11 protein-coding genes are annotated in these 12,009 nt (G+C 75.2%); 7 read left to right on the forward strand and 4 right to left on the reverse strand.

Going from position 1 to position 12,009, the window contains the following annotated elements; translation table 11 throughout:
* Positions 1-67: 67 nt before the first annotated feature.
* The 5 genes from IF23_RS0106250 (at position 68) to IF23_RS0106270 (ending at position 5,514) form a co-directional block, all read left to right on the forward strand.
* Positions 68-1,069: an ABC transporter ATP-binding protein gene (locus tag IF23_RS0106250; protein ID WP_030280677.1), complete on the forward strand. Its 1,002-nt coding sequence runs from the start codon at positions 68-70 to the stop codon at positions 1,067-1,069.
* Positions 1,070-1,071: 2 nt separating this feature from the next.
* Positions 1,072-1,842 carry an ABC transporter permease gene (locus IF23_RS0106255; RefSeq protein WP_030280679.1) on the forward strand — a complete coding sequence of 257 codons (771 nt, stop codon included), beginning with the start codon at positions 1,072-1,074 and terminating at the stop codon, positions 1,840-1,842.
* A gap of 165 nt (positions 1,843-2,007) precedes the next feature.
* Positions 2,008-3,252 carry an ABC transporter ATP-binding protein gene (locus IF23_RS0106260; protein ID WP_030280681.1) on the forward strand — a complete coding sequence of 415 codons (1,245 nt, stop codon included), beginning with the start codon at positions 2,008-2,010 and terminating at the stop codon, positions 3,250-3,252.
* 419 nt (positions 3,253-3,671) lie between these two features.
* Positions 3,672-4,643: an ABC transporter permease gene (locus tag IF23_RS32445; RefSeq protein ID WP_107126886.1), complete on the forward strand. Its 972-nt coding sequence runs from the start codon at positions 3,672-3,674 to the stop codon at positions 4,641-4,643.
* 145 nt (positions 4,644-4,788) lie between these two features.
* Positions 4,789-5,514 carry a GNAT family N-acetyltransferase gene (locus IF23_RS0106270; RefSeq protein ID WP_030280683.1) on the forward strand — a complete coding sequence of 242 codons (726 nt, stop codon included), beginning with the start codon at positions 4,789-4,791 and terminating at the stop codon, positions 5,512-5,514.
* Here IF23_RS0106270 and IF23_RS0106275 read toward each other — a convergent pair.
* Positions 5,508-5,825: a hypothetical protein gene (locus IF23_RS0106275; RefSeq protein WP_030280684.1), complete on the reverse strand. Its 318-nt coding sequence runs from the start codon at positions 5,823-5,825 to the stop codon at positions 5,508-5,510. The genes IF23_RS0106270 and IF23_RS0106275 overlap by 7 nt on opposite strands.
* 188 nt (positions 5,826-6,013) lie before the next feature.
* On the opposite strand from IF23_RS0106275, the gene IF23_RS0106280 reads away from it, so the two are divergent.
* Positions 6,014-7,063: an LLM class flavin-dependent oxidoreductase gene (locus IF23_RS0106280; RefSeq protein WP_030280685.1), complete on the forward strand. Its 1,050-nt coding sequence runs from the start codon at positions 6,014-6,016 to the stop codon at positions 7,061-7,063.
* Between the two features lie 133 nt (positions 7,064-7,196).
* Here IF23_RS0106280 and IF23_RS0106285 read toward each other — a convergent pair whose 3' ends face one another.
* Positions 7,197-7,589, reverse strand: a complete 393-nt coding sequence (locus IF23_RS0106285) for an SCO5389 family protein (protein WP_030280686.1) — start codon at positions 7,587-7,589, stop codon at positions 7,197-7,199.
* 248 nt (positions 7,590-7,837) lie between these two features.
* Between IF23_RS0106285 and nucS the strand changes: the two genes are divergently transcribed.
* Entirely contained in the window at positions 7,838-8,500 is a 663-nt protein-coding gene (nucS, locus tag IF23_RS0106290) for an endonuclease NucS (protein ID WP_030280687.1), read from the forward strand.
* 137 nt (positions 8,501-8,637) lie between these two features.
* On the opposite strand, the gene IF23_RS0106295 is transcribed toward nucS, so the two are convergent.
* The gene (locus tag IF23_RS0106295; RefSeq protein ID WP_030280689.1) at positions 8,638-11,085 is read right to left on the reverse strand and encodes an ATPase AAA; all 2,448 of its coding nucleotides are present in this window, start codon (positions 11,083-11,085) and stop codon (positions 8,638-8,640) included.
* Between the two features lie 303 nt (positions 11,086-11,388).
* Positions 11,389-11,712 (reverse strand): STAS domain-containing protein, encoded by a 324-nt coding sequence (locus tag IF23_RS0106300; RefSeq protein ID WP_030280691.1) that lies wholly within the window; start codon positions 11,710-11,712, stop codon positions 11,389-11,391.
* Positions 11,713-12,009: the final 297 nt, after the last annotated feature.

Raw genomic sequence — 12,009 nt, forward strand, 5'->3', positions numbered from 1 at the left:
GGCGCTCGGCCGTGCGGGCGGCGGCCGTCCGGTGGCGGGGGTCTCCGGGCGGCTTTAGCGTGCTTACATGATCGAGCTGGACGGGCTGACCAAGCACTACGGTGACAAGGTCGCGGTGGACCACCTCACCTTCACGGTGCGGCCGGGCCTCGTCACCGGTTTCCTCGGCCCGAACGGCGCGGGCAAGTCCACCACCATGCGCATGATGCTCGACCTGGACAATCCGACCGCAGGTTCGGTGCGGATCGACGGGGAGCACTACCGGCGGCTGACCGATCCGCTGCGGTCCGTCGGGGCGCTGCTGGACGCGAAGGCGGTGCACGGCGGGCGCAGCGCGTACCACCATCTGCTCTGCCTGGCGCAGAGCAACGGCCTTCCGCGGCGCCGGGTCGGCGAGGTGCTGGACACCGTCGGCCTCACCCCCGTCGCGCGGAAGCGGTCCAAGGGGTTCTCGCTCGGTATGGGCCAACGGCTGGGGATCGCGGCGGCGTTGCTGGGCGATCCGCGGGTGCTCCTCTTCGACGAGCCGGTCAACGGCCTCGACCCGGAGGGCATCCACTGGATCCGCAACCTGATGAAGAACCTCGCGGCCCAGGGCCGTACGGTCTTCGTCTCCTCGCACCTGATGAGCGAGATGGCGCTGACCGCGGACCATCTGGTGGTGATCGGGCGGGGCCGGTTGCTGGCGGACACCTCGATGGCGGAGTTCATCCGCGGCAACTCGCGCTCCTACGTACGGCTGCGGTCGCCGGAGGCGGAGCGGCTGCGGGACGTGCTGCACGCCGAGCGGATCGCGGCGACCGAGGCGGCGGACGGGACCCTGGAGGTCGACGGGGTGCCGTCCGAGCGGCTGGGCGAGTTGGCGGCCCGGCACGGTCTGGTGCTGCACGAGCTGAGTCCGCAGCAGGCGTCGCTGGAGGAGGCGTTCATGCAGCTGACGGCGGAGTCGGTGGAGTACCACGCCCACGACGGGGAGCCGGTCGGCGGCGGCCCGGCGGAGCCGGTGCCGCCCGGGGTGGCGGCCGGGCCCGGCGGGTGGGGCGGCGACTGGCGGAAGAAGGGGAGCTGACGATGGCGGCGGTCGGACAGGTGCTGCGCTCGGAGTGGACGAAGATCCGCTCGGTGCGGTCGACGGTGTGGACGCTGGGCATCGCGGTGGTCGTCACCGTCGGTCTCGGGATGCTGATCTGCGCGCTGGCGGCGAACGACTTCCGCACCATGCCGGCGCGCGACCGGCTGACCTTCGACGCCACCAACGTCAGCTTCGCCGGGATGGGCCTGGGGCAGCTGGCGATGATCGTGTTCGGTGTGCTGGTGGTCTCCAACGAGTACAGCACCGGCATGATCCGCAGCTCGCTGGCGGCCGTCCCGCAGCGCGGCACCTTTCTCTTCTGCAAGCTGGCGGTGGCGACCGCGCTGGTCTTCCTCGTCGGGCTGGCCACCAGCTTCGTCGCGTTCTTCGCGGGGCAGGCGATGCTCGGCGACCACCGGGCGTACCTCGGCGATCCGGGGGTGCTGCGCGCGGTGTTCGGCGGTGGGCTGTACATGACGATGATCGCGCTGTTCTCGATGGCGGTGGCCACGATGCTGCGCAGCCCGATGCTGTCGCTGGGCATCCTGATGCCGTTCTTCTTCCTCGTCTCCAACATCCTCGGCAATGTCTCCGCCACCCGGAAGATCGGCCGGTATCTGCCGGACCAGGCGGGCCAGCGGGTGATGCAGGTGATCCCCCGCGCCGCCGATGTGCCGTACGGGCCGTGGGGCGGCTTCGGGATCATGGCGGCGTGGACGGCGGCGGCGCTGGTCTGCGGCTACGTCCTGCTGAAGCGGCGCGACGCCTGACCGGGCGTACGCGGGCGGGGCGCGGGGTGCGCGGGCGGGGCGCGCGCCGTGGGTGGGGCGGCCCGCGCCCCGTTTTGGCGAGAACCGTCAAGGGACAGATAGCCTCCTAATCCTCACGGGGGCACGAGGGCGCCTCTGCCCCGACCATCTCGCGAGGGGCGGAGAATGATCGAGGCAGTCGGCCTGACGAAGCGCTACGGCGCCAAGACGGCCGTGCACAACCTGTCGTTCCAGGTGCGGCCGGGGACCGTCACGGGCTTCCTGGGGCCGAACGGTTCCGGCAAGTCCACGACGATGCGCATGATCCTGGGCCTGGACACCCCGACGTCGGGCCACGCCACCATCGGCGGCCGTCCCTTCCGTCAGCTGCCCAACGCCCCCCGGCAGGTGGGCGCGTTGCTCGACGCGAAGGCGGTGCACGGCGGGCGCAGCGCGCGGGCGCATCTGCTGTCGCTGGCGCAGCTGTCGGGCATTCCGGCCCGCCGGGTCGACGAGGTGCTCGGCGTGGTCGGGCTCCAGGAGGTCGCGGGCCGCCGCTCCAAGGGGTTCTCGCTCGGTATGGGGCAGCGGCTGGGCATCGCCGCCGCGCTGCTGGGCGATCCGCAGGTGCTCCTCTTCGACGAGCCGGTCAACGGCCTCGACCCGGAGGGCATCCTGTGGGTGCGCAACCTGATGAAGCAGCTGGCGGCGGAGGGCCGGACGGTCTTCGTCTCCTCGCACCTGATGAGCGAGATGGCGCTGACCGCCGAGCATCTGATCGTGATCGGCCGGGGCCAGCTGATGGCGGACATGCCGGTGAAGGACTTCATCTCGGCCAACTCGGCCGACTTCGCCCGGGTCCGTACCCCCGACACCGAGCCGGAGCAGCGCGAGAAGCTGACCGCGGCGCTCGGTGCGGCCGGGGCGCAGATCGCGCCGGAGCAGGACGGTGCGCTGCGGGTCTCGGGCCTGCCGCTCCCCCGGATCAGCGATCTCGCCCATGAGGCGGGCGTCCGCCTGTGGGAGCTGTCGCCGCATCAGGCGTCCCTGGAGGAGGCGTACATGCGCCTGACCCAGGGCGCGGTGGACTACCGCTCGACCTCCGACGCGCGCGCCGGGCTCCAGCAGGCGCCCGGCGGGCATCCGCAGCAGTTCGCCGCCCCGCACGGTTTCCCGCCCGCCCAGGGCGGACCGGTGCCGCAGGGCGCGATGCCCGGCGCGCAGCCGAACCCGTACGCCCCGCAGGGCCCGTACGCGCCGCAGCCCGCGCCGGGTCAGGGCTACCCGCCGCCCGCCCAGGGCGCTCCGGTGGCGCAGGGCCCGGTGCCCGGCGCGCAGCCGAACCCGTACGCCCCGCAGCCGCCCGCGGCCCCGATGCCGCCGTCCGCCCCCGCCGACCTGTCCGCGCCGCACCACGAGGAAGCCCGATGACCAGCCCTCAGCAGCCGCAGCCCGAGCGCGGCCCGAACGACGACGCGGCGGCGCAGGGCCGACCCGCGGGACAGGACCAGCCCGCGGCTCCCGGTCAGCCGCCCGCCGCCCCCGCTCAGCCCGCCGCCCCGCCGCAGCCCCCGGCCGCCCCGCAGGGCGCGGCCCCGGCGCAGCCCGCTGCGGACGCGGCGCAGCCCGCGCCCGCAGCGCCCCAGGGAGAGCCCGCCGCGCCCCGGGGGCAGCAGCCCGCCCGTGAGCAGGGCACCGTCGTGCTCGGCGCCGTGCCACAGCCGCAGCCGCCCGCGCGCGAGTCCGGGACGATGGTGCTCCAGGCCCAGCCGCTCCCCGCGCACCAGGGCGACGGTCCGCCGCCGCAGCCGCTGGCGGCCGGTGGCAGCCTGGCCAAGGAGCCGGGCACGATGACGCTCAGGGCCCAATCCGCCACCCCGCAGCCCGGCGCCCCGGCGCCCGGCGGTCAGCCCGTGGCCCCCGGGCAGATCCCGCAGGCGGGCGCCCCGCAGCCGCCCGCCCCGGCGCAGCCCGGCCCGGGTCTTCCCCCGCAGGGGCAGCCGTTCCCCGGTGCCTCCCACGGGGCGCCCGTCGGCTACACCTCGCCGATCCCGGTGCGCTCCACCCACCTCGGGCACGCGCTCGCCTCCGAGTGGACCAAGATCCGTTCGGTCCGCTCCACGCTCTGGACGCTGGGCGCGCTCTTCGTCCTGATCTTCAGCATCGGCACGCTGACCGCCCTCGCCCTGGGCGGCCAGCGCTTCGTCGACCCCAAGCTCGGCATGGCGTTCTTCGGCGTCCTGCTCGGCACGCTCTGCATCATCCCGCTGGGCGTCCTGGTGATCTCGTCCGAGTACGGCACCGGCATGATCCGTACGACGATGACCGCCTGCCCCAGCCGCGCCCGGGTGCTCGCCGCCAAGTCGATCGTCTTCACCGCACTGGCCTTCGTCATCACGACGATCACCACCACGCTCGTCGCGGTGCTCACCAACGCCTTGGTCAGCGGCCCGGACCCGACGGCCGGCGAATGGCTCCGGGCCACCGTCGGCGCCGGTCTGTACGTCTCGGTGCTCGGTCTGCTGGCGCTCGCCGTCGGCTCGCTGCTGCGGCACTCCGCGGGCGCCATCAGCGCCATGCTCGGGCTGGTGCTGCTGCCGATGCTGCTGGCGGTCTTCATGCTCGGTTCGGAGAGCCTGAAGTCGCTGAGCAAGGCGCTGATCGAGTACTCGGTGCCCAACTCGCTGGCGTCGCTGTACGGCAACCCGTTCCTCGGCACCGACACCGGACCGCAGGGCTGGGAACCCCTCTGGATCCTGATGGGCGTCACCGCGGTCGTCCTGGGCGCCGCCTTCGCCGCCCAGTCCCGGCGCGACGTGTAGTCCCGGCTCCGGGAGCACTCCAGGGCGTGCCCGTCCGTTCCGCCACCGCGGAACCGGCGGGCACGCCCTTCGCCGTTCCCGGGCGCCGCCCGGGCCCGCGGAAAACCCGGTGCCGTCCGCCGCCCGCGCCACTACCCTCGCGGGCATGATCCGCGACGAGGCACGGCTGCTGGCCCTGGAGGTCGACGCGATCCACGGCCTCGACCGCGCCCCCGGCGGCGCGCCCGCCCGGCTGCGGGACCCCGCCGTGCTGGCGCTCTGGGCCTGGTCCCCCACGGCCCGTCTGGCGGCCCTCGGCCCCGCCCTCACGCACCCGGAGCCCCTCGACGACACCGGCCAACCGTACGCGCCGGAGCTGCGGCCCGAGCCGCTGGTGCGCCTCGCCGCGTCCCTGGGCGAGCGGGCGGTGACCCTGGAGGGCGGCCCCTGCTTCGTCTTCCCCACACCGCTGCCCGACCCGGGCCCGGCGCCGCTGCCCGTCCTGGTCTCCGACGACGCGGGGCGCACCGCGGCGCGGCGGCTGGTCCGGCCGGACAACTGGCGGCCCGGTGAGTGGGCCGAGCTGATCGACGGCGCCGCGGGCGCGTGGGCGATGGCCGTGCACGACGGGCGGCCGGTCTCGATCTGCCACACCCCCGCCGCGGGCGCCACCACCGCGGAGGCGGGCATCTGGACCCGCGCCGACTTCCGCGGCCGGGGTCTCGCCCCGGTCGTCGTCGCCGCCTGGTCCCGGCGCGCCCGCCCCGGCAGGGAGGCGCTCTTCTACAGCACCACCGCGGCCAACCACGCCTCCCGGTCGGTCGCCCGTCGGCTGCGTCTCACCCCGCTGGGGTGGCTGTGGCGGCTGCGGGCGGCGGCGGAGGGTCAGTAGCGCGGCGCGTTCCGCGACCGCTGGAGGCGGGCGCTGCGGCGGTCGCGGGCGTTCCAGCACGCCTTGTGCCAGTGGCGGCGGTCGTCGACGTCGCCGAGCTGCGGCCAGGCGACGACGTGCGGGACGCCCGGCGGGATCTCCTGGTCACAGCCGGGGCAGCGGTAGTGCTTGGCGGCGCCGCCCCCGCCGACATGGCGGACGACCCACTCCTCGCCGCGCCACTCGGCGGTCTGCTCCAGACCGTAGCGGTCCCCCTCTGCGCGTTCGGCGGGCTTCGCACCGCCTCGCTGGCGGTTTCGACGCGGAGACACAGGGCACCTCGGGAGATCTGCGGGGTCACGGGCCGTCACCAGCGTACGCGCCGTTCGGGTGGTGCGGCGGGCCCGGTGCGTTCCTGCGATCATCGGCAAATCCCGGCGCCGGACCGTGCCTTTGGCACGTGTCAGCCGTTATTGCCTGCGTGGGGGGAGCCGCGTCGGCTGCGAGGAGGCAGAGAGCGATGCGTGTTGGGGCTTTCGTCCTGGCCGCTCAATTCCCGGGCCAGGGACAGGGGGAAGCACTGCACAGAGCGGTCCGCTGCGCGGAGGTCGCGGAGCGGGCGGGGCTCGATGACGTATGGCTGGCGGAGCACCACTTCGTACCGTACGGCGTCTGCCCGTCGGCGGTGACGCTCGCCGCCCTGCTGCTGGGCCGGACGGAACGGATCGGCGTCGGCACCGCGATCAGTGTGCTGCCGACACAGCATCCGGTGGCGCTGGGTGAGCAGGCGGCGCTGCTGCACCTCACCTCCGGCGGCCGTTTCACCCTCGGCGTCGGTCGCGGCGGCCCCTGGGTCGATCTGGAGGTGTTCGGCGCCGGTCTCGCCGCGTACGAGCGGGGCTTCCCGGAATCGCTCGACCTGCTGCTGCGCTGGCTGCGCGAGCCGCGGGTGGGCGCGGCGGGCGAGCGGTACGCCTTCCGGGAGGTGGCGGTGGTGCCGCGCCCCGCGCAGGCACTGGCGCCGCCCGACGACCCGGACGCGGAACTGCCCGGCCCCGGGGTGCTGGTGGCCTGCACCTCCCCCGCGTCGGTCCGGCTGGCGGCGGCGCGCGGGCTGCCGATGCTGCTGGGCATGCACTCCACGGACGAGGAGAAGGCCGAGATGGTGGCCCTGTGGCGGGCCGCGGCGCGGGAGTCCGGGCGCGACGGCGACGAGATCGCGGCCGCCCGCCATGTCTCGGCCGGAGTGGTGCAGATCGCCGACGACCGGCGGGACGCGGTCGAGACGCTGACGAAGGCGATGCCCGGCTGGCTGCGCCAGGGGCTGGGCGCGCATGTCACCGTCGACGGCCGCACCCGCACCATGCGGGACCCGCTCGCGTACACCGAGAAGCTGTGCGCACTGCATCCCGTCGGGACTCCGCGGCAGTGCGCGGACAGACTGGCGGCGACGGCGGAGCGTACGGGCATCACCACCCATGCGCTGCTCGTCGAGGGTTCCGGTGATCTGGCGGCCACCGAGGAGAACGTCCGCCGCCTCGGCGGGGACGTCGCACCGCAGTTGAGGTGACGGCCGTACGCCGGAGCCGGTGTACGGGCCCGCGCGGCGCGTCCGTGCGGCCGACCGGTGCCGCTGCCCCGCGCACCCGTGCAAGGCGCCGGAGAGGCGCGGCGGAAGGGGTGCGCGGCGGCAGCGGCTCCGGTCAGCAGTCGCGCAGGAGCGGGGACTGGTTCAGCAGTTGACCGCGGATGGACGTGAAGCGGGCCAGGCGGTCGTCGACCGCGGGGTCGAGGGGGAAAACCGCGACGCGGTGGCAGTTCTGGAAGGCGAGACGGACACCGAAGTGACGTTCCAGCGACCCGCGGATCGCATCGCTCGCCAGCGCACGCAGCAACTGACCGCGCGCCTGCTCGTCGGGCGGCGGCGTCAGATTGTCGGCGAACTCCCCGCCGTCCGTCTGCAGCCGATCCACCAGCGAGCTGATCATTCCCCATGCGTAGGGCAGGGAGGTCCGGACGCAGTCGACAAAGGCGGCTTCGTCGACCTCGCCTCGCTCGGCCTGTTCGAGGAGGGCCGGTGAGACGTCGAGCGACATGAGGTTCTCCTCTCGCGGCCCCGCCGGGACGGGGGGCCTAAGGGACGGGACATGGGGCATCGCGACGGAGCGTATTCGCCTCACGACCCCCCGCATCAACGGTAGGCCGCGCAAGAGCCGGGCACCAGAAGATTGCACAGACAACCAGCCAAGGACCGCTGCCGGAGGTGCGGGGGTTTCCCCCGGAAAGGTCCGCGGCCCCGGGGCGAATCGCGCGGGCGGCCCCCATTCGAGTAGCGTGACGCCCCATGCGTCTCGTCATCGCCCGCTGCTCCGTGGACTACGCGGGCCGGCTCACCGCCCATCTGCCCTCCGCCCCCCGCCTCATCCTGGTGAAGGCGGACGGTTCGGTCTCCATCCACGCGGACGACCGGGCCTACAAACCCCTCAACTGGATGTCACCGCCGTGCACCCTCAAGGAAGGCGACGGTCAGGTGTGGACGGTGGAGAACAAGGGCGGCGAGAAGCTCATCATCACCCTGGAGGAAGTCCTCCACGACTCCTCGCACGAACTGGGCGTCGACCCCGGTCTGATCAAGGACGGCGTCGAGGCCCACCTCCAGGAACTCCTCGCCGACCGCATCGAAACCCTCGGCGAGGGCTATTCGCTGATTCGGCGCGAATACCCCACCGCCATCGGCCCGGTGGACATCCTGTGCCGGGACGCCGACGGTCAGACCGTGGCCGTGGAGATCAAGCGGCGCGGCGAGATCGACGGTGTGGAGCAGCTCACCCGTTACCTCGAACTCCTCAACCGCGACCCGCATCTGGCGCCGGTGAAGGGCATCTTCGCCGCCCAGGAGATCAAGCCGCAGGCGCGGGTGCTGGCCACCGACCGCAAGATCGGCTGTGTGGTGCTCGACTACGACGGTCTGCGCGGCATCGAGGACGACAAGCTCCGCCTCTTCTGACCCGCGGCCCGGCCCCGTCCGTACGACGGCCCGGTACGTGCCCGTCCGCCCCGGTGGGGTGGCCGGACACGTACCGGGCCGTCGCGCGTTTCCGTGGCGCGTGCCCCGGCCCGTACGGACCGGGGACGCGTTCGCCGTCAGGCCGTCGGGCTGCCCGAGACGGTGGCCGTGCGGGCGGCGGAGCCGTGGGTCTGCGGGTCGGAGGCGGACGGGCTCTGGTCGGTCGGCTTGCCGGTGGGGTCGGTCGGGTCCGGGGTGGTCGGCTCGTCCGTCGGGTCCTCGGTGGGCGTCGGCTCGGTCGGCCGGTGCGTGGGGTGCGTCGGGCGGCCCGTCGGCTCGGTGGGGCGGCCGGTGGGCCGGGTCGGGGCGGTCGAGGGGTCGGTCGGCGTCGGGGAGCCGGTGGGCGCGCCGGTGGTGGGCGCCTCGGTGGTCGAGGAGGCGCTCTCCTCGACCTGCGACGGCGTGGCCGAGGCGGTGGTGGCGGGCGGCGGGACCTCCGGGGACCAGGTGTCCTCGGGCGTCGTCGGCTCCTCGTCCGGCTCGGCGGGCTGCTCCAGGGTGGTGCGGCCGCCGGGGTTGTTGTCGTCGCCGCCGGAGGTCGCGCCGAGTGTGACGACGGTGCCGAGGACCGCGGCGAGCAGGACGCCCGCGCCCGCCGCGGTGAGATTGCGGCGGGTGGTGGCGGACTTCCGGGCGGCCAGCGTCGGCTGGACGGCGGTCTCCTCGCCCTTCTGCGCGGCGTGCGCGGCACGGGAGGTGACGACCGGCACCCCGGCCACCGGCGTCTTCGGGCCGGGCGCGGCGTGCCGCGGCCCGGTGGCCGCCACCGCCGCCGCGGGCGGTACGGGCGGTACGGCGGCGCCGGGCGCGGGCGGCGGCGGGGTCCCGGTGCCCTCGGCGCTCAGCCGCTCCCGGTCGGCGACGAGGGCGAGGGCGCGGCGGCCGGCCACCGCGCCGCTGCGGTCGGAGAGCACCCCGCGCAGCCCGATGGAGGCCTCCAGTTCGGCACGGGCCCGGTCGAGGCTGTCGCCGCAGAGCGCCAGTACGCCCAACTCGTGGTGGAAGTAGGCCTCCTCGGCGACCTCACCGGCCAGCCGGGCGGCCTCCTGCCCGTGGCGCAGCCCGCGCTCCCAGGCGCTCCAGTGCAGCCCGGCGGCGAACGCCGGGGCGGCGGTACGGGCCAGCAGCACGGCGGCGCTGGCGTGGCCGCCCTCGCGGCCCGCGGTGAGCGCGCCCATCGCGGCGAGCACCGCGTCCGCCTCGGCCGCGGCGCGCTCCGGGGTGACCGAGGGGTGCCCGGCCCACCAGGCGTAGTGCTGGGCCGCGGTGTGCGCCCGGGCGGACGCGCCGTCGGCGTACCCGGCGGCGGTCAGCTGCTCCCGGACGGTGGCGGCGAGCCGGTAGTGGCCGCCCGCCGGGGTGATCAGCCCGCAGCCGAGGAGGTCGCCGAGGGCGGCGTCGGCGTGGGTGTCCTGGGTGAGGGCCGGGAGATGGGCCTGGTGCGGGAGTTCGCCGCCGAGCGCCACGGCGAACCGCAGCGTCTCCTGGGCGGCCGGGCCCAGCCGCCCGGCGATCACCGGCGCGGGCGCCGCGGTGTCGGCGGCGGAGGGCAGCGGGGCGTGCGGCTGCCCGGGGACGCCCGCGGAGACGGGGGCGAAGAGACCGGGGCCGTCGACGGGGGCGCCCGCGGGCCGGTCGCGGAGCCGCAGCAGCGCCGCCGCCTGGACGAAGCGCAGCGGCAGCCCCGCGGACTCCGTCCACAGCTCGGCGGCCCAGGCGGTCTCCTCGTCGGTCAGCGGCCGCTGCACGGCGCGCTCCAGGAGCCGCAGGCTCGCGCCGCGGCCGATGCCGCCGAGGCGGACCTCCTCGACGGGGCAGCCGGGGCTGGGCGCCGCGACGTCGGGGGTGGCGGAGAAGAGGAAGGCGCACTCGGGGGTGGCGTCGAGCAGTTCGTCCAGGGCCCGGCCGCCGAAGTCCAGGTCGTCGAGGACGACGATCGCACCGATCCCGGCGAGCAGCCGCAGCAGTTCGTCGCGGTCGGGCCGGTACTGCGGGGTGCGGTGGACCGCGGCGAGGAGTGCGTACAGCAGGTCGGTGGGGGTGCGGTGGTAGCCGGAGAGGCGGACGACGCCGTCGGGGGCGACCCCGGCGCAGGCGGTGGCGACGGCGTCGAGGAGGCGGGTGCGGCCCGCGCCGGACGGGCCGGTGAGCCGCACCGAACGGCCGCGGGTCAACAGCCGCACCAGCCGTTCGGTCTCCTCGCCGCGCTCCTCCAGCGTGGCGGTGCGGGAGGCGTGGACGGGTGCGCCGGGCGGCACCGGGGGCGCGGCGGCGCGGGCCGCCTCGGTGCGCTCCTCCTCGGTCAGCCGCTCGGGCTCACCGGGGCGCTCCCCGGGCGGGCAGGGTTCCATCTCGCTGCCGTCGAGGGGGTTGACGGTGACGAGATAGCGTCCGGCGACGAGCCGGACGGTGCGGACGGGCTCCTCGGGGCCGGTCCGCATCCCGCCGAAGGCCGGTGCGCCGGGTGCGTCGCCGTCCGCCGGGATGCCGCTCTCGTCGGGTCCCCGCCGGGTGTTCGGGTCCATGGTCACAGCCCCCAGATGCCCTTCTGTTCGCTCCGCCCGGCCGCGCGGCCCGGCCTCGTGGGCCGGGTGCGCGCCGTGGTCGTGTGGTCCGGCCTGTCCCCCGGTCGCGGCGCGGGCGGGGCCGGGCTCGGCCGCCGCGGGTTCCGCGGACGCGGAGGTGACCCTAGCCCCGGGATGGTACGGGCCCGCCGCCGGGGCCCTGACATGTCCGGAACGACCCGTTCCGACGGTATGACCGCGGGGCCCGGAGACGCGAACGGCCCGGAACGGCCGCGGTGTGCGGCGTTCCGGGCCCGCCGGGACTCACACCCGGGGCAGCGCCTCCGCCGCGATCCCGCCCTCGATGGCGAGGATGCGGTGCAGCCGGGTGGCGACCAGCAGCCGCTGCATCCGGTGCGGCACCCCGCGCAGCACGAGGCGGCGGTTGGCCCGGCCCGCCCGCCGGTGCGCCCCCATGATCACGCCGAGCCCCGTGGCGTCCCAGGAGTCCAGCTCGGTCAGATCCAGCACGAGATCGCCGCATCCGGAGTCGACGGCGTGGTGCAGGGCCGTACGGGCGTCCGCCGCGCTGCGGACGTCGAGGCGGCCCTCGACGACCAGCTCGGCGTAGTCGCCCTTGATGTGCATATGCGCTCCCCGAATGGTGTTGTGCCGTGCTGGAGGCCGTCCCGTCGTCCCGGCGGGCGGAGGACGGCCGGGGCGCCACGCCGCCGCGCCGCACCTCCGGATACGCCGGTATCCGGACGCCCGTCCGCCGTGCGGGGCACCGCATCCGCCGCCGTATGCCGTCCCACCAGGGACGACGGGACATCCTCCGGAGGTCTACCGGACTGACTGCCACTCCGGCGGCGAAGTTGCCGCCCGTGAGCGAACCGATACCGAATTCACCCGACGGGGTGACGACTTCGCCGCCCACGATCTGAC

Origin of the sequence: Streptomyces catenulae (assembly GCF_000718015.1) — a bacterium.
GTDB classification, from domain to species: domain Bacteria; phylum Actinomycetota; class Actinomycetes; order Streptomycetales; family Streptomycetaceae; genus Streptomyces; species Streptomyces catenulae.

Bases quoted from the DNA above. Each gene is read 5' to 3' on its own strand.
- IF23_RS0106280 (WP_030280685.1), top strand. From the start codon at position 6,014: ATGCGTGTTGGGGCTTTCGTCCTGGCCGCTCAATTCCCGGGCCAGGGA.
- IF23_RS0106250 (WP_030280677.1), top strand. From the start codon at position 68: ATGATCGAGCTGGACGGGCTGACCAAGCACTACGGTGACAAGGTCGCG.
- IF23_RS0106300 (WP_030280691.1), bottom strand. From the start codon at position 11,712: ATGCACATCAAGGGCGACTACGCCGAGCTGGTCGTCGAGGGCCGCCTC.
- nucS (WP_030280687.1), top strand. From the start codon at position 7,838: ATGCGTCTCGTCATCGCCCGCTGCTCCGTGGACTACGCGGGCCGGCTC.
- IF23_RS0106295 (WP_030280689.1), bottom strand. From the start codon at position 11,085: ATGGACCCGAACACCCGGCGGGGACCCGACGAGAGCGGCATCCCGGCG.
- IF23_RS0106255 (WP_030280679.1), top strand. From the start codon at position 1,072: ATGGCGGCGGTCGGACAGGTGCTGCGCTCGGAGTGGACGAAGATCCGC.
- IF23_RS0106270 (WP_030280683.1), top strand. From the start codon at position 4,789: ATGATCCGCGACGAGGCACGGCTGCTGGCCCTGGAGGTCGACGCGATC.
- IF23_RS0106260 (WP_030280681.1), top strand. From the start codon at position 2,008: ATGATCGAGGCAGTCGGCCTGACGAAGCGCTACGGCGCCAAGACGGCC.
- IF23_RS32445 (WP_107126886.1), top strand. From the start codon at position 3,672: ATGACGCTCAGGGCCCAATCCGCCACCCCGCAGCCCGGCGCCCCGGCG.
- IF23_RS0106285 (WP_030280686.1), bottom strand. From the start codon at position 7,589: ATGTCGCTCGACGTCTCACCGGCCCTCCTCGAACAGGCCGAGCGAGGC.